Genomic DNA, 16,821 nt, shown 5'->3' with positions numbered 1-16,821 from the left:
TTACTTATAATAGCTATATACTACGAAATATACAAAAGAAAAATATATAAATGCCGTTTATATAAAATTACTTGGATTAGAAAAACAGGGAAAATTATTTCCTATAAACCATCAAAAAATATAAAAACTTTCAAAAAGTATGAGGGAAAAAGTATTAATTTACATCCCCCCAAAAGAAAAAATTTGAAAATATTTTATAACACCAAACTTTTAAAAAGTAACAACCCTAACAAATATTTTCTCAAGTGCAATCTATTAAAATTGGTCAAAATGCCATAACGTTTGAAGAGCTTGCAATCAAATATATAAAAATCCAATAATATTGCCTAGCAAATCTTATTATTTTAAAATTTTAAAAAAACAAATCCTAACTATGTCTTAAATCTGGATCAATATAATTTATTTAAAACATTAAATAAAGATTATATAGATAATATACTTATTATTTTTAATTCAAAGCCTAGAAGAGAAAAAAAGAATGCCCATTAAATGTAACAAGATAAGTAAAAAAGAGGAAACAAAAAAATTTTTTGTGTGGAAATTTTTCAAAAAAATAACATAGTTAAAAAGGCATTTAAAAACACTCTCAAATATTAAAATTATAACATGCATTTATATAAATGCTACAGAACTATCGATAAACAAAAATGGAATTTTTTAAAAATTGAGATAGACTAAAATTGAAGGAGAATTAAAATTTTTATGACAGCAATAATCGTGTATTCATGCTTGACTATGTGTGTAATATATTTTCACTTGCAACTAAAAACATTTTTCACAAAATTAATCAGATTTTGTAAAAAATGTTTTGATATTTTTTTATTATTAATAGAAATGTTAAAATTAATTTTTTATCTATTAATTATTAATAATAAGTTTTATATATTTATTATAATATCAATAGCTTTAATTACAATCAATACAATGATTTAACTTATTGTATTGATTGTAATTAAGCCAAATGTATCCAACAAGCTAACTACTATTTCTAAATCAAAGATCATTAAAATAACTTATTGCTTCATCTCATATGATAACTTTTTAAATTATTTTTTATTAAGACCGGCCATCCGCCAAAACATAATCCCCCAAACCTTACTTTAGGAAGTTCTTACCTTGGTTTTTTATTTCTTTATAAAAAGAAAGTCTTAAGATTTAAAATTGCATTTAAATCTCTATCATACATATTGAAACTTTACTAAAACATTCCTTTTTGTATAAAATTAATTGATTAAATTCCCTATCATTATGTTTTTATAATTGACTAAAAAGTAATAAGACAATTTACATAAAAAGTCTTTTCTTTGAATTTAATTTAAACTTTTCTTATACAAATTAGCAACCCTTAATCTAGATTTAGCTCTATTAATAGCGCCCTTTGTCTTTTTAATAGTTTTCTTCCAGTATTTTTAAGTTTACTTTTATTTTTTATAAATATTTAGAATGATTGTTTTTTTACTTTCACGACTCTTTTTTATTATTTTTTTTATTGTTATTTTTAATATTTAAGCTCTCAACTACTACTGAAATATAATATTTATTATCGGTATTTTTTCTACTACTAAATTTTTAATAACTTTATTATTATAATGATCCTATGTAGACATAACTTTACAAATCCTATTTTAGATAAGCTTTATATTCATTTTCTATTCTTATTGGGTTTTTCATTTTATATTTAGGAAATCCTTACGTTTTGCTTCCCTTTTTAATTTATCTAAAAAATTATTATCTGCGAGGCTTTAATCAATCCATGCACAAAAAAGAGTTAAAGTATTAATCTCCTTTAAGAGTGAAAATTTATTTTTATATTTGCCTAGATTAATGCTAAAACTTTTCTTGTTTTTTTATAAGAATCTTTCCTATCACTTAACATTTTGTCATACAAAAATCTTACAAATCTAAATACTTTTAAAAATTTTTTTGATTAGTGTTAGAATATATTCTGTTTTTACAAACTTTATCGGCACTTATATACTCTATTATTTTATAATAATTACTTAGTGTATATAGAAATGAGATAGCTTTTAATAATCACTGCATATATTTAGTTAATTATCCCCCCCCCCCGAGTACTAGTTACTAACCATAGACACAAATGATGAGCTTATGCCCTGTCTCACAAAATAATACTTTTATATTCCTTATGGAAAATAACCATTAATGAATTAAATTGCAATAAAGATCACATTGCCAATATTCAATCTTCTAAATTCATCAATAATTTAATACAATATCTTCATCAAAGCTTATAAGAAAAAATATTCTAATTATTTATGCATTGCTGAAAATCTTATTTTTAATCTAAAAACTACTGACTTATTTATACTAGAGAGAAAGTTTTTCCGATATGATCAAAAAGCATATTCGGAATCAAAATAAATCCATTTACTAACAAATTCATATCTACCTAAATTTCACAGAAATCATAGGTAGATAATTCTTTATTATTTTTTTGTTAAAAATTTAAATAACAAAATTATTATTTTTTAGAAGCTTCTATATATTCCATAATTAAAGTTCTTATAAAACCAGAAGCTGTTAATCCCTTTTTGTCTAAAATAGAATAAAATTCAATCCAATATTCATATTTCAGTCCTACACTTATTTGCTTGATCGTCATTTTTGATCTAATAGGCTTAACATTTGGAATGTTATTGCTAATAACATCATTATCACGAAAAGCAAATTTAGATTTGCTAACATTTTGTTTAATAATTTCTTCTAAATTAACCTCTTTGCTTATAGGCATAAAGCATCTCCCAATCTTGAAAGTTCTAAGACAGATCTACTCTCCGGATAATAATCAAAAATCGACTTCTTATATAGCTGAGATTCTGCTATTTTAGCATCTTGTCCAACCTCATAAAGATCATATCCAAAAGTTTTAAATTGCCTTAGATGCAAATTATGTCTTTTAAAACTTTTATTAAGCATATTGCAAATAATCTTCTCATGTTTAACCTTTTTTCTATAAGATTTTAACAAAGACTCAAACTCTTCTTTAAAAATATTAATTCCTTCAAGGCTTAAAAATTCTGGGGTCAGTGGAGTAATAACTTCACACATTGCAAGAATAATTCTTCGCTCCCAAAGCTCAAAACTGGGAGATAAATCAAAAATTGCAAATTCAAATCCCAATTTCTCCAATTCCAAACAAAAATCATCTATCAAATATGGAAAATCTTGCAATTCATGTTGCACATCTCTTCTAAAAGTTCCACTCGGCACACATGGCAAAATATAAAAATTTTTTTGTATTTGTCTTACTACTTGATCTACATCCATCTTCTTCAAAAGAAAATCTTTAATATCCAGCTTAAGAATTTCATGATTAAGAAACCATGTAGAAGAACTTGCTTGCTGTATATCACAATCAACTAATATAACTTTTTTTGTTTTAGATAAATAACTTGCAATATTTCCGCTTAAGGTAGTTTTCCCAACACCACCTTTTTGAATATGAAATGCTATTTTTTTCATACAAACTTCCTTTTAATTATTTTATATCACATATTAATTATTTTATATCACATATTAATTATTTTATATCACATATTAATTATTTTATATCACATATTAATTATTTTATATCACATATTAATTATTTTATATCACATATTAATTATTTTATATCACATATTAATTATTTTATATCACATATTAATTACTTTAATCTCTACCTATGAAGCCCCTTTCACAAAATTTTTTAATGAATTAGATCTGATGTGGCCTTAAAAGCTAGCAAACTACTATCTCTATATTCACGGCTTTTGTCTCATTCTACGATAACTTTTTAGTTCTTTTTATATCTTATTTTCACACCAATAGCATGATTAACAAGCCTAAATTCGGAAAATTCCTGTCTTAGCTTTTATTTCTTTATAGCAATAAAACTTAAGATTTAGAATTGCATTTATATCTTTATTATACAAAACGCTGTAAGTTTACCTAGCACCACTTAATTTTAGAATTGTATTTTTAACACCACAATTACAAATAGCTTGCTTGATGAAAAATATATACCTACTTTATACAAAAAGGATCCATACCATTCTGATTTATACTATAATCGTCTTACAAGTTTATAACATCCTAAATTATTAATACTTTACCCAAACATTCACATATCTTTAATTAATAAGTTCTCTATTGCTATATTTTTATAAATAACTATAAAGCAAAAAATACCTTGTGTAAAAAGGTTTTTTGATTTACAATTTTCTCATGTAACTTAGTAATTCTTAATATAGATTTAGCTCCATTAATAGAAGTTTTTTGTTTTTTTGATAATTTTTTTAGTATTCTTTAAGTTTATTTTCGTTGTTTTTTTATTATTAGCTTTAAAAGCTTGCTTATTTTTCTTGCTCTTATGTTTAAGAAATCCTTGTGTTCTATCCCTCTTTAAATTTCTCTAAAAGAATTTATATATAGAGCTTAAGTCAATCCATGCATACAAAAGGCCAAACTATAAACTTTTTTTAGCAATAGAAGCTCTTATTTATATTTATTTGAACAAGTAATAAGATTTTGCTTATTTTTTTTAATAAAAATCTATCTTGCCGCTTTAACACTGTATTATATAAAAATCCTACACATCTAAATACTTTTAAAAAGTATTTCTTTTGGTTGGTGTTAAAATATATTCTGTACTTATAAATGCCAACCTTCTCTTTGCCAAATAATACTTATTTTATGTTCTTTATAGAAAAAAGAACTTTTATTAAAAAAATTTAAATTATGATAAAAATAAAATTCATTTATCACCAGAATTTACTTACAATATTTAACCTTCTAAATTAATTAATAATCTAAAAACGGCACCTAAGCTATTGTCTTATCTATATTAGAAGCCTCTACCGATATCATAAAAAGTATATTCAGAGCTAAAAATAAATCTATTTTACAAACCTACCCCCCGCCCAAATTTATTTTGAAATTTAGGCGGGCAATTCTTCATTATTCTTTATTAAATTTATAAAAAGTCCTAAGAAATTTCTCTCTTAAGGACTTTTTATAAATGGTTAAAGGTTAAAGATAAGTTAAAATCTACAACAGTTTAGAAAAAAAACAAAATTAAAAATATTTTTTTTATTTATACTATGTATTAATTGATATATAATATCAATTAATACATAGTATTATATTATATTAATATATTTTTAAAGGATAAAAATGCAAAAAGAAATAACAATAAACTATAATGAATATACAATTGGGGGCATAAAAGGAACTTTCTTTGGAAATTCTCAATATGAAGCTAATTATCGAGCAAAAATAAATGGCTTTATAATTGACTTTTTTAAAATTCCCATAAGTTTAAAGAAAAAATATGAACTTAATATTAAAGCCCTTAGTGATCCTAATTTTTCATCCACAAATATTGCAATGAATTGCATAAATACTTTCAAGCTTATAGTTGATATTGTTAATATGCAAACCGGTGAAAATTACGATTATGACACATTTATTACCAAAACAGACACAGAAAAAATGCTTAAATATGGAACAAAAATAATTGCCGCACTAGCAAGGCACTTCGACGAACAAAACAAAACCAACTTTAATGAAAGCTATTATGAATGGGAAAAAGGCTGGATAGATAAAAAATGGATAAATTATGAACCAACTGCAGAAGAAATTAAAGAAATTCAAATAATGAATCAAAAATTAAATCCTTTAAAACTCAAACATAGAAAAAAAAACCTTAATAACGGCCAAATAAGGCTTTTACAAGCCATCAATAAAATTGAAGATCAATCACAACAACAGGCTACTAAATCAAATAGCAAAACTAAAAAATTAAAAGGAAATCATGGGGAAAAAACCAAAATTTAACATTTTACTTAAAAGCGTTTAATTTTATTTATTATTATTAAATAATATTTACAAAATTAAAAAAATAAAATATTATATATGTAAGGTAGAAAACGATCTACCAATAGTCCCCAACACCCCTATTAATCCTCTCCAAATAAGATCGGGGGTAGGGACTTCTTTTTTAAAAAAATAAAAACTAAAATATTTGGTGCCTAAATTAATAAGTTTATAGCAAATAAGAAAAATGAAAATCTAAAAAACATAAATTAACTAAAAATTTGCATTGTGAATATAAAATTTTAACAATGCTTTAAGATTTAAATTACTATTTCTAAATCAAAGATTATAGAAACAAATCCTCGATTTATTTCATGGCAGCTTTCTAAACTATTTAAAAGAACAGTATTTACCAATACATGATCTAGCCTTACTTAAGGCAGCTCCTGTCTTAGCTTTTATTTCTTTATAAATAAGACTTAAGATTTGGATTTGAATTTAGATTTCTATCACTTAGAACTACAACTGCCAAAAGGCCAACTGGTTTCTCTTAATTTTAGAGTTGTATTTTTAATACCATAATTACTACATAGTTTACTTAATAGGAAACATCTATCTGCTTTATGTAAATAAAATCCATAACAACTTAATTTATATAATAATTATCTTGCGACTCTCTATACCACCATAAACCACCAATACTTTTCTTTTGCTATACAAAAATCTTACAGATCTAAATACTTTTGAAAATTTCTTTTGGGTTTAGAATATCAATAATTAATTTTCAATTTTTATTTAAAAGAATGATAATAATTTAATGCATTATTTAGGGTTTATGAAATAATATTTTTGCATTTCTTATTCGTTTATATTTCTTTATAAGAATATATAATTTTGTTCGAATTCTGCTTTAAAAAATGGTTAATTTAGAATATAATTCTAATGGCTAAAATGCTAAAAATGGATATAAATTTGGACTAATTTTATTATATTGAAAAACAAATTATCTGTATATACTACAATAATGCTTAACTTTAAATTTTTAAAATGTGTTTACTTGTGCTTTATGGTTTTTGTAAGGTTAATTTTAATAATCAAATTTAGGGGAAAGAAATTTATGAATAGAAAATTTGTTATTTCATTATTATTTATAATATTAACTTTTTTATTAATATTGGGTTGTGATTTATCAATAAATAACGATCGAAACAAGATAGATGGGGCTTCTCATTTTAAAAAGAAATATATGGATAATTTGAATTATCAATGTTTAAGCAAAAAAGAGTCTGAGGCTAAAAATTCTCAAATTAAACTGGATGAGAATAATAATAAAAATCATTTTTATTCTTCCAGAGTATCTAATGTTTCAAATTACTATGATAGAACTCATATATCTTGCAAAAAAAATGATTGATTTTTTTTGAAAAATAAAAGCATGCTTTGTTTACAATCTGATTTTAAAAAATTTTAGTTTAGTTGGTAAATATGAGTTTTTCAGTGTCTTTTTAATAGAAATGCATATATATATATGAACTGTAAGAAAATATATTAAATGTTCCTAAAGTAAAAAAATTCTTAGAATAGGGCCTATATATAATAATACTTTTTATATATGTAAATAGCAATTAATTTTGATTAATTTTAATTTTGCTGATTCTTTTAAAACCTTTACTGTTAGAAAAAATAATACTTACTCTTTTTTCGTTATTAATAATCTTTTTATTTTCTTTTTCATAATTACTTCTATATTGTTTTTTTAAATTTTTATTTAAAAACGTTTTTTTAAATCTTTTTTCCCAAATTTCATAAAAGTCATTTGTTCTGTCAGTTTTTCCATTCATCATCCATATTTTTTTACTATACTTATTTTTAAACTCTTTTATAAAATGATTTGAAATGTCTTCAATTTTATATTCTTCCTTATATTTTTCTATTGCCAACTTTAAGTTTCTTAATGCATTTATATAGGTTTTTTCATTGTTGCTTATTTTAAGTATTTTTGTTATTTGCATTTTTTCTATTTTGTGAACTTCTACTAACTTGTTTGCAATATATTCTTTGTAAGAAATTTTATTTATTTTTCCATTATTTTTTTCTATAGAATTCTCTATCTTATTTATACCTTTTATACCTTTAGGTATAACATCCGCAATTGATTCATCTGCAATTGAGCTTTTAGGTTTTATATTTCTTATATTATTCTTGTTTATAGTATTGTTGATTTCCTTGAAAAAATCAGATACTATTTTTTTATCTTTTAAATATTCTTTTATTTCTTTATTAATTGCTTCCTGAATAATTATAAAGCGGTGTTTCCAAAGATTTTTGTTTTGTATATAAAATGCAAAGCTTCCGTTATCTTTGCCTAAATGTTTTAGTTTGGTTTTTATTAAGAGTATTTGATTTAAAAATGATATATCATATTCTAAGGTCCTGATTGATATTTTTTTATTATCTTTTGCAAGGCATTTATTAACTATATTATGTATTTCTATTGTGGAATATGTTTTAAGTTTGTTAGATTTATAGTATTGTTTGTTTTTAAGGTCAATTGCCCAGCATACTTTGAGTATTCGTTGGTATATGGCTCTTTTTTTAGTTAAATATGATTTTAGCCTTGAGCGTTTTAATTCTATTAAATTAGAGCTTGCGTTTTTTTGATTGTACTTTATAATTTCTTCTAATGTTATGAGATTATTAAAATTTGTATTGACATTATTTTTTATTTTTATTATCATTATCTTATCCTGGCTTCTGAAGTTAAATTTGTTGTGGTTTCAGAAGCTTTTTCAATTATTTGGCTTGCATTCTAAATTCTTACTGCATCACAAACGAAATAATTAGCTTTTTACTATATTCTATAGCAATGTTTTTAAAATGTCAATATGATAGATTATAAAATATGACCCATCTTTTTTGAAGCAATTTGTATTTCGTGTTTTGTAGATTTTCGGCTCATTATTTTTTTTGCTTGTTCAATTCTTAATTGAATTGTTTCTTTCATGCTATTTGTAATAGGTTTGGGTCTTCTAAAGTCCATTAGAAAATATGTGCAAAAATCTTCTAAAAGGTAAGGACGGTTGTCTACATGGATTGCGCATTTTAAAATTTTTGATTTTTTAGATATAGTATTTTTGCTAATTGAAAGATTATAAGAATCTTCTAATATATTTTGGAATTCTTTTAAAGAATAAAGTCTTACACCGTTAATACTTAACATAAATACCTCATAATTTCATTTTATTATATATTGCATGTTAGTTTCAAGGATGTTAGGTTATATGTTGAATACTTTTGTTAGGGTGTTTGTCAAGAGCTTATTAGATTATGTAGCTTGGGCAGATTGCAGTAATTTGTCTTTCCAAAAAAAAATTACAATAATGTGATATTTTTAAGAAATGGGGTTACATTTGAAGCTTGGTTTAAGTATTTTTTTTCAATTTTATCTTCTAATAAGGTGATATCGATTCTGATACAGCTATTTTCTTGTATAATATTGATGTCATTTAATATAAAGTCTAAGTCATTTAAGTTTAAATTTTTAATCAAAAAATTTGTTCTTTCTAAGAAGATTAACTTTATTTTACCTCCCAACCCATTCTCATTCTCAATAAAAGATCTTAATGTTTTTAGAATTTTTTGTTTATTGTTGATAGTTTTTATTTGATTTGAATTTGTTAAAACTAGTTCTTCGTAGATTTTTGTGCTTAGATTTAGCAACATTCTATTCGTTGTTTTAGTGTTCGTATTTAAATTTTCATTAGTTTTTATATCTGCGGTATTAAGAGTTTTAATATTTGAATAGCTGATTTTTGTTAAAAACGGAAGTTCAATAGTCTTATCGATGCCTTTTAATAGTAAATTAACTTTTTGGTTGTTTGCTTTGTTTTCAAAAAGGTAAGTATTGTTATTTTTTATAATAGGAATAAACGCATTTTCTATATTTTCTTTTCTATAAATAGATCCAAGTATTTTAAGTTCGATTAAGTAAATTTCATCTTTATTGATAGCTTTTAAGTCAATTGTGTAAACTTTGACTACCATCATGTCATAAACTATTTTTAGTTTTTCTTCACTTACATAGTTAATATAAAATTCAAGTTTTCCCTTTAGAATGTCTTGTGGTAATTTAGAAAGTTCATTTGACCTTAATTGTAGACTAATAATTCCGCCTTTAAATGTTTTAAGTGCTATATTCTCTTTTGAATTTGTTTGAATAATTTTTTCAAAATTAAGTTCAAATTTAAAAGCTATTGGGTTGATAATGAAGATTTTTTTGTTTTTTACAAAGTAAGTATTAATAATTGACCTTGGGTCAGTATACACGATTTCTCCTATAGATGCACTTTGAAATTTATATAAATTGGGATTAGATATAATCTAATCTTTAAATTGGTTTTTGTTAGAACAACACCTAATAATAATAGTTTTTTAATTTTAATTCAAGCTCTAAAATTAGAATGTTTTTATTTGAATTAATTATATTATTTAATTTTCTAATTTTTGAGAAATTTTTTTAAAATAAATATAAGATAAACTAAGGGGGGTTTTAATGAATTCAAAATTTATTTTAAAGTATTTTATTTTGGCGTTTTTTTTAGTTTCTTGTCAAACTTATCAAATAGCTTATGATAGGTTTTCTCAAGTATTAGATTCACAATATGATATTGGGGTAAATTATTCTAGAGATGGAATATTTAAGTCTGTAATTTCTATTAAATATGATAAATTGAAAAATAAAAGGGAATATTTTATTTTAGTTAGAGTTGAATCTAGAAATTCTAGTCAAATAAAGCCCGAAAAGATAATAACAGATACTAGATTTGAGGCTAAAGGAGAGTTGGTTTCAGAGGATAGCAAACGTGTTGTTTATTATAACGATTTTTATGATTCATATTTTCCTTATGATTACACAACAGTGATTACTGAAAAAAATATTAAGGTAGAAATTTATAAATTTATTATTTCAGAAAGCGAATTTATAAGATTTGTTGCCTTGGGAAATGATAATATAGCAGCATTTAGAATCTATGCGTTCAGAAATGATGTTATTGTAAGTTTTAATAAGATTCCTTTTAAAAAGTTTTTGGATGATTTTAATTCAAAAGTTAAATTACTTGGTGGCAGTTGACTTAAATTTAAATAATTTTTAAGCCCAAGTTAAGTAATTATTTGTTAAAAAGGATATAGATTAAGGGTGTTTAGTATAAACAAGGTTTTTGATATTAGTTTATTATAATATCGACTTTAAAATGTTTTTAATATCTAATCTTTTGAAAAATTAATAAATTCTAGTATCGCTTTTTCATTTCTCAGCAAGAATAGCCCTTCCCTTATTCCATTATGGAATTCTTCAAAGGAAATTAAGATTGTTTTTAAATTTTTATCTTTATCATCTATATTGTCGTAATAAAATATAAAGTAAGGTCTTCCAGTATTATCTTTAAAGCCAAGAAAATTTACAAATATTGCTGTTTCTTGAAAATCTGTTTTTAAATTGTATGAGTGACCATTTTTGTATAAAAAAATTCCATTTCCTTCAAGATTTTTAATTTCTAAATTATTGATTGTATTTTTAATTTTAGCAAAACTCTCAATTGCTTGTAAAATATATTTTATTGATGAAAATTTGGTATAGTATATGCGGTTATTGATTTGAAATTCTAAAAAGATTCCGCATTCATTACCGGCTCTAATTACATCTTGCTCATTTTTAATAGAAGTTGCAATTTTTTTGTCAATAACAAGATTGATTTTGAATGTAGAAATATGGTTTAAGGTTTTTACATTGTTAATTGCTAAATTTTCTGCTAGATAGACTTTATAATTAATAAATATCCCTTTTAGATTTTTAATTTTAGCTTGTTTAAATTCATAGTTTATATTTTGAGCATATATTGCCAAATTTTTAATCAAAAATATTAAGAATATAAAAGTTTTATTTTTCATTATACAACTTATTATATGATAGCAGTCTTGAATAATTTTAGTAAACCTTTTTTATAGATTAAGTCTGAAATTTATAAAAATTTTAGTTATAAAAGTAGTTTTTGTTGATTTTTTAGAGAATATGTCTTTCAATATTTTGCAGAGATTTGTGTTAGATGATAATCTACTATTTATAAATCAAGGATTATAAAAACAGCTTTTTCCTTTATTCTGGATAGCTATACAATAATTGTCTTACAATTTCATGCAATTCTAAATCATTAATACTCTTTCTAAACATTCCTTTTTGTATAGCTTTAATTTATAGTTTTCTATTGCTATGTTTTTATAATTAGCCATAAATATAGGCATAAATGTGTAAATTCTAAGCTTTCATCTTTTTTTATCCAAATAATACTTTATTTTCTGTTCTGTGTAGAAAAGAACCCTTAATAAATCCAATTATGACAATGATTACATTCATTTATTATTAGAATTTGCCTCCAATATTTAACTTTCTAAATTCATCAATAACCCAAAGATAGTAATCTTAAAGATTTATAAGAAAAAATATTTTATTTATTTATATGAGCATTACTTAAGCCATTATTCTAGCTTTGAATAATATTTGATCTTCTCTGCAAAAATCTAATTTAAAAAAAAATTTTAAAAATACATGGTAATACTCAATTATTGAACTAATAATTGAGTATTAAATATTCTCCTTTTTTAAAATTAAAAGAATTTATTATCAATATTTACTTCATACCATACATTCTTTTAAATAAACCTCTTATCTTTAAGGGGTTTTCTTTTTATTAAATCTTTAAGATTACTATCTTTGGGTTATTGATGAATTTAGAAAGTTAAATATTGGAGGCAAATTCTAATAATAAATGAATGTAATCATTGTCATAATTGGATTTATTAAGGGTTCTTTTACATAAAGAATTTGCTATGCAATTTTAATTTTTGTTTGTAATCGCCAATTATTAAAAATAAAATTATTAAAGGGAATTAATGTAAAATTAATTACCTTTAAATATACTTCTTTTAGAGAATATATCATTACTAATATTAATCTATTACTAATGATATTATTAAATTAAAGATCTATAGAAACATCAGTTTACTTATTATTAGAATTAAAGTTTATGTAAATTATAGGTTAAAAATTTTTTGTAATCTTTAGTAAGAATGTTAAACCTATCTTTTATTAAAGACAGGCTTTGTATTATAACAATTTCAATATGCAATTTAAAGGCTACTATATATTGAATATATGTCATTTTTTAGTTTTTCTGCTTCTTTTCTTTTTTCTGAGACTTGATTGCAAATATCTTCTGTATGAGATTTAAGTGCATTTTCATCTGTTTGTATGTTATTTATATTATTTTGATAGTCTAATAAGAGTTGCTGCATCATTTCTGAGACTGTTGTTTTTGTAGATAAAAATTTTCCCAAATAATATTTAAGCAATACAAGATTTAGTAAAGCGTATATTTTTATTTTTTGATTTAATTTCAGTTATTTTTAGGATTTTTATTATTTTAATCATATTTTCTTTATCAATATTTAATGTTAATAAAATTGAAATAATTTCTTTACATAAAAAGTCACATTTATTGAAATGCTTTATTACTTGATACTTTTCTATTTCGTTAATTTTTCTTTCTTCTTTTATATTATTATTACAATTCTCCAATTGTACACTACCCATTTTTGTATCAGAATTTTTATTAAAATAGTTGGCAACTCTATTTTGAAATCTTTTTTCTTTTTTTTCTTTAAAGTGTTGGTTTATCTTATGGTAACAATCTTTTTTAGGATAATTAAGCTTATAATAAATTTCTGTACCCGAATTTACCCCCATATGTTGATAGTAATTTGTTGTGACTTTTATTTCTTTTTGTAGTCTATAAATATACTTTTGCATAGTTCTTAGTGTAGAAATAGTTTGCCCGTTTTTTATAGATTTTCATTGAAATAATATAATATGGTTTTTGGGGTATATTTTAGATTTTTGGTATTTAAATAGCTTGTAGAAATAAGAACTATCAATTTATATTTATATTGGTTATAATTTAGAATATTACTAGATTAATATATCTAGACTTTATTTTCTATTTAATATACAATTAATTAGGAAGCATTATGTGCTCCAAATGGATGATAACCAGATAAAGGGCTTTAAGTGGCTTAAGGAAGATAAGTTACTTAAAGCCCTTATCGCATTTATACTAATTTCCCTAATTTACGTTTTATTTTGTTTAGAGCGTTATATTATTAATTTTTAATCATAAAATGGAGGATTAGTTTTGTAATTGTATATATTTTTAGCTTTAATTGTTCTTTATTAGGCCTTTAATACTCTAAAGTATTATGCTATTTCGCAAAAATAATTTTCTGGATTATATTAGCTTACATATTAGGATGAGAATTATAAATTTTAGTGCAACAACCTTCTACAGGGTAAAGGAGTGTATAAAGGCCTCTAAAGCTTTCATTTTCTTTATTTGTGGAACATTTGAAGATTACTTTTGGATTTTTTCTAATATTTCAAGATATTCTAACAGGGTTTTAGAATCAACTTCATGTTGATTAGTTTTAGCTAGAGCCTTATTAAACTTGCTTCTTATTAAGGAATAAGCATAATTTTTATTTGCACTATGGAATAATTTTTTATTCATATGATCTAGTGTTTTGACAAGAATGATTAACTTATTCTTAGCAAATTAAATTTGCTTTGTTATTCTTGCCAATGTATTGTTAATTACTCCATCCATAATGAATTAGCCCCCTATTATATTAAATTTATATTATAAATATAGCACAGTATTTTTTTAAATTTTTTTAGCGTAAAACAATATATTTCTAAAGTTTTGCATAAGCTTATTTTATAATGTATTTATAATTAAGTAGTAGTGATTTTTTGTAAAAATTGTTTTAATTCTTCATAGAATAATACGTAGTAGTCTTTTATTTTTAATAAAACTCTTTCTAAGGAGCAATTAACTTTATAATAAATTATAGATTTAGGATTTTTCTTAAAATAAAGTTTGACTATGACGGTTATTTCTTTTTCTAATTTGCGTTTTATTTATATATTTTTTAGTTTTAATTGTTCTTTATTAGGCCTATGAGACACTATAATACATTTGCAATACCTGATTTTTTAATTAATTTGGGATATATAATTTAAAATATGGTATCACCCCCATTATACACCTTAAAACAACTTTAGATTAAGGGGAGAAACACCTTTAGTAATATACTAAAGATGTTTCTCTTTTTAATATCATTATATAGTCTATTTATAGTAGTTCATAATTTTTGTGTAACATATTTTTAAAGGATAATTGATTATGTAGTAAAGTTTGAATATATTTTTTTCTACTTTATATTTATTAGTTATAATTTTTAGGTTGTTTTCTAAAAAATCGAGATACTTTATTAATAAGTCTATGTCTATTTCAATATCTTTACTAGTATTGCAATATCTATCTATGTTAAAAGTAAACGCACGGCGTATAAAGCCCCTACTATAGTATCCAATATTTTTTGAATTTAGGTCAATGTTGTTTAGTGTGTAAATAAGAATTATTAAGTGTGAAGATAGCCTATTTTTGCTATTCATACTTAATATTTCTTTTAAAAATTTTTCCAAATAGTGCCCCAGTAATTTTTATTATTTATCAAATAAAAATATATGTCTTTACATTTATATTTCTAAATTGCTTAATTTGCAAAGAAATATTTTTTACGATTAAATAGTAGTAGGATAGTTTAGTTCTAACCGTAGTTTTAGTTTATCTGCTATTGTTTGATAGTAGTCTTGTATTGTTGAACGAAACACTTTAAGGGGGATTAATTTTATAATAAATCATATATTTGGACTGGTTTTTAAAAGATAGTTTTACTATGGTTTTTGTTTTTTCTAATATATCAAGATATTTATTCATTGTTGGTAGATCGCAAGAATTTTTATTATCTTTTTTAAGAATTTCGTTGTAAAATTTTAATAGTTTTTTTGAGAATAATTATTCAATTCTAGATTTAATAATGTATTGTCACATAAAGCAGGCATACCCCAGTAAACTCAATTTCTAATTGATGGAGTTGTTTTTCTATTTCTGATTGGTTATTTATTATTTCTAATTGTGTTTTTTCTATTTCTGAGCACTTGTTTTTTTGATTTTTTTTCATAATATTATAGTATATAAAAAAAATAGTATTAAAATTTTCAAGAATATTGGTAATTTATAAAGATTTTTTATAAGTTGCTAATAATTCTTAACAAATTGTCTCCATTTATTATGTAGTTGGTATAGTAATAACTACTACTACTATCAGCATTATTGTTAATGCTAGGCATGATTAAATGTATGTATTCTTTAAAATTGTCGACATGAATATGCGAGTCTTTGTTGTTTTCTTTTTGGGTTTGATTTTCTCTAACATCTTTAGCCCTAAAACTTCCTCCATATTGAATTGCATCTTTAAGTCGAGAAATATTCCCATTTGGAATTTCTAAAAGCTTTTTAGTTTCTGTGCCACTTTCTTTAGTCATCCCATTAATAATAATATTTCCGTCAACTTGTTTTTCTATTTTTAAGATAGTTTGAATATAAGGTGGGTAGTTAATAGTAGAATTAATATTATCATTTTGGTTAGTAATAATGGTTGAACGTGTATCTTTTAACGCTTGAATTTCGTTTGAAAATTGAATATTTGTTTGACGACTCATTTATTTGATATTCGCTTATTTTTTCTTTATTTGACATGTTTAGTGGATTATTTTGATCAGAATTACTTAAATTACATGAAAAGACTAATAAAATAATGAATATCAATAATTTGTTCATGGATATTATAGCTCCTATTAAACTTGCAAAAACCGCTTATAATATTATAGATCAGGTTTATTGATAATCAATAAACCTGATCAACGATTATTCTAATCGTTTTAAAAAAAACAAGAGAATAAAATTGCAAAAATTAAAGTTTTATCATTTCGGGTTAAAGTTTAGTATTTTCAAGTTAAAGTTAGCAATTTAAAGGGTAAAGTTTTGAGTC

General features: G+C 23.1%; 16 protein-coding genes and 2 pseudogenes. 3 read left to right on the top strand and 15 right to left on the bottom strand.

The window, feature by feature from the left end:
- Positions 1-1,816: 1,816 nt before the first annotated feature.
- The 4 genes from BB_RS07865 to BB_RS07860 all read right to left on the bottom strand — a co-directional run bounded on the left by BB_RS07865 (position 1,817) and on the right by BB_RS07860 (position 4,646).
- Positions 1,817-1,888 (bottom strand): hypothetical protein, encoded by a 72-nt coding sequence (locus BB_RS07865; RefSeq protein ID WP_223292490.1) that lies wholly within the window; start codon positions 1,886-1,888, stop codon positions 1,817-1,819.
- A gap of 594 nt (positions 1,889-2,482) precedes the next feature.
- Entirely contained in the window at positions 2,483-2,752 is a 270-nt protein-coding gene (locus BB_RS05685; RefSeq protein WP_010890256.1) for a hypothetical protein, read from the bottom strand.
- The gene (locus tag BB_RS05680; protein ID WP_010257677.1) at positions 2,743-3,483 is read right to left on the bottom strand and encodes a ParA family protein; all 741 of its coding nucleotides are present in this window, start codon (positions 3,481-3,483) and stop codon (positions 2,743-2,745) included. The genes BB_RS05685 and BB_RS05680 overlap by 10 nt, the downstream gene beginning before the upstream one ends.
- A 998-nt stretch (positions 3,484-4,481) precedes the next feature.
- The gene (locus tag BB_RS07860) at positions 4,482-4,646 is read right to left on the bottom strand and encodes a helix-turn-helix domain-containing protein (protein ID WP_225972619.1); all 165 of its coding nucleotides are present in this window, start codon (positions 4,644-4,646) and stop codon (positions 4,482-4,484) included.
- Between the two features lie 529 nt (positions 4,647-5,175).
- Here BB_RS07860 and BB_RS05670 point away from each other — a divergent pair.
- Positions 5,176-5,838 (top strand): hypothetical protein, encoded by a 663-nt coding sequence (locus BB_RS05670; RefSeq protein ID WP_010257672.1) that lies wholly within the window; start codon positions 5,176-5,178, stop codon positions 5,836-5,838.
- 1,096 nt (positions 5,839-6,934) lie between these two features.
- Positions 6,935-7,231, top strand: coding sequence for a DUF5425 family lipoprotein (locus tag BB_RS05665; RefSeq protein WP_011117334.1), 297 nt, complete (start codon positions 6,935-6,937; stop codon positions 7,229-7,231).
- A 211-nt stretch (positions 7,232-7,442) separates the two neighbouring features.
- Here the strand turns inward: BB_RS05665 and BB_RS05660 are convergent, their stop codons facing one another.
- From BB_RS05660 to BB_RS05650, 3 genes are all read right to left on the bottom strand, one after another.
- Positions 7,443-8,555 carry a plasmid maintenance protein gene (locus tag BB_RS05660; protein WP_010890254.1) on the bottom strand — a complete coding sequence of 371 codons (1,113 nt, stop codon included), beginning with the start codon at positions 8,553-8,555 and terminating at the stop codon, positions 7,443-7,445.
- A gap of 155 nt (positions 8,556-8,710) precedes the next feature.
- Positions 8,711-9,037 carry a hypothetical protein gene (locus tag BB_RS05655; protein WP_010890253.1) on the bottom strand — a complete coding sequence of 109 codons (327 nt, stop codon included), beginning with the start codon at positions 9,035-9,037 and terminating at the stop codon, positions 8,711-8,713.
- 152 nt (positions 9,038-9,189) lie between these two features.
- Positions 9,190-10,143, bottom strand: coding sequence for a hypothetical protein (locus BB_RS05650; RefSeq protein WP_044283697.1), 954 nt, complete (start codon positions 10,141-10,143; stop codon positions 9,190-9,192).
- 226 nt (positions 10,144-10,369) lie between these two features.
- On the opposite strand from BB_RS05650, the gene BB_RS05645 reads away from it, so the two are divergent.
- Positions 10,370-10,948: a lipoprotein gene (locus BB_RS05645; protein WP_010890252.1), complete on the top strand. Its 579-nt coding sequence runs from the start codon at positions 10,370-10,372 to the stop codon at positions 10,946-10,948.
- Between the two features lie 134 nt (positions 10,949-11,082).
- Here the strand turns inward: BB_RS05645 and BB_RS05640 are convergent, their stop codons facing one another.
- The 8 genes and pseudogenes from BB_RS05640 to BB_RS05610 all read right to left on the bottom strand — a co-directional run bounded on the left by BB_RS05640 (position 11,083) and on the right by BB_RS05610 (position 16,492).
- Positions 11,083-11,766 (bottom strand): hypothetical protein, encoded by a 684-nt coding sequence (locus BB_RS05640; protein ID WP_010890251.1) that lies wholly within the window; start codon positions 11,764-11,766, stop codon positions 11,083-11,085.
- A gap of 220 nt (positions 11,767-11,986) precedes the next feature.
- Positions 11,987-12,108, bottom strand: a pseudogene (locus BB_RS07855) (RNA-guided endonuclease TnpB family protein); the annotation flags it as partial.
- Positions 12,109-13,002: 894 nt separating this feature from the next.
- Positions 13,003-13,209 (bottom strand): virulence associated lipoprotein, encoded by a 207-nt coding sequence (locus BB_RS05635; protein WP_231001455.1) that lies wholly within the window; start codon positions 13,207-13,209, stop codon positions 13,003-13,005.
- 16 nt (positions 13,210-13,225) lie between these two features.
- Positions 13,226-13,836 (bottom strand): annotated as a pseudogene (locus BB_RS05630) (plasmid maintenance protein); the annotation flags it as partial.
- Between the two features lie 443 nt (positions 13,837-14,279).
- Positions 14,280-14,435, bottom strand: coding sequence for a hypothetical protein (locus tag BB_RS07850; protein WP_011117331.1), 156 nt, complete (start codon positions 14,433-14,435; stop codon positions 14,280-14,282).
- Positions 14,436-15,055: 620 nt separating this feature from the next.
- Entirely contained in the window at positions 15,056-15,412 is a 357-nt protein-coding gene (locus BB_RS05620) for a hypothetical protein (RefSeq protein WP_010883928.1), read from the bottom strand.
- A gap of 389 nt (positions 15,413-15,801) precedes the next feature.
- Positions 15,802-15,951: a hypothetical protein gene (locus BB_RS05615; protein WP_012614969.1), complete on the bottom strand. Its 150-nt coding sequence runs from the start codon at positions 15,949-15,951 to the stop codon at positions 15,802-15,804.
- A gap of 67 nt (positions 15,952-16,018) precedes the next feature.
- A complete protein-coding gene (locus BB_RS05610; RefSeq protein WP_010890249.1) occupies positions 16,019-16,492 on the bottom strand; it encodes a hypothetical protein in 474 nt (157 codons plus the stop codon).
- Between the last annotated feature and the right edge of the window lie 329 nt (positions 16,493-16,821).

The organism is Borreliella burgdorferi B31, assembly GCF_000008685.2.
Lineage (GTDB): Bacteria > Spirochaetota > Spirochaetia > Borreliales > Borreliaceae > Borreliella > Borreliella burgdorferi.
The sequence above is the reverse complement of the archived record's forward strand: the minus strand, read 5'-3'. Positions and strand labels throughout refer to the sequence as shown.

Excerpts from the sequence above, each read along its gene's own strand:
- BB_RS05665 (WP_011117334.1), top strand. The coding sequence starts at position 6,935 with ATGAATAGAAAATTTGTTATTTCATTATTATTTATAATATTAACTTTT.
- BB_RS05645 (WP_010890252.1), top strand. The coding sequence starts at position 10,370 with ATGAATTCAAAATTTATTTTAAAGTATTTTATTTTGGCGTTTTTTTTA.
- BB_RS05640 (WP_010890251.1), bottom strand. The coding sequence starts at position 11,766 with ATGAAAAATAAAACTTTTATATTCTTAATATTTTTGATTAAAAATTTG.
- BB_RS05685 (WP_010890256.1), bottom strand. The coding sequence starts at position 2,752 with ATGCCTATAAGCAAAGAGGTTAATTTAGAAGAAATTATTAAACAAAAT.
- BB_RS07850 (WP_011117331.1), bottom strand. The coding sequence starts at position 14,435 with ATGAATAAAAAATTATTCCATAGTGCAAATAAAAATTATGCTTATTCC.
- BB_RS05660 (WP_010890254.1), bottom strand. The coding sequence starts at position 8,555 with ATGATAATAAAAATAAAAAATAATGTCAATACAAATTTTAATAATCTC.
- BB_RS05615 (WP_012614969.1), bottom strand. The coding sequence starts at position 15,951 with ATGAAAAAAAATCAAAAAAACAAGTGCTCAGAAATAGAAAAAACACAA.
- BB_RS05655 (WP_010890253.1), bottom strand. The coding sequence starts at position 9,037 with ATGTTAAGTATTAACGGTGTAAGACTTTATTCTTTAAAAGAATTCCAA.
- BB_RS05670 (WP_010257672.1), top strand. The coding sequence starts at position 5,176 with ATGCAAAAAGAAATAACAATAAACTATAATGAATATACAATTGGGGGC.
- BB_RS05610 (WP_010890249.1), bottom strand. The coding sequence starts at position 16,492 with ATGAGTCGTCAAACAAATATTCAATTTTCAAACGAAATTCAAGCGTTA.
- BB_RS05680 (WP_010257677.1), bottom strand. The coding sequence starts at position 3,483 with ATGAAAAAAATAGCATTTCATATTCAAAAAGGTGGTGTTGGGAAAACT.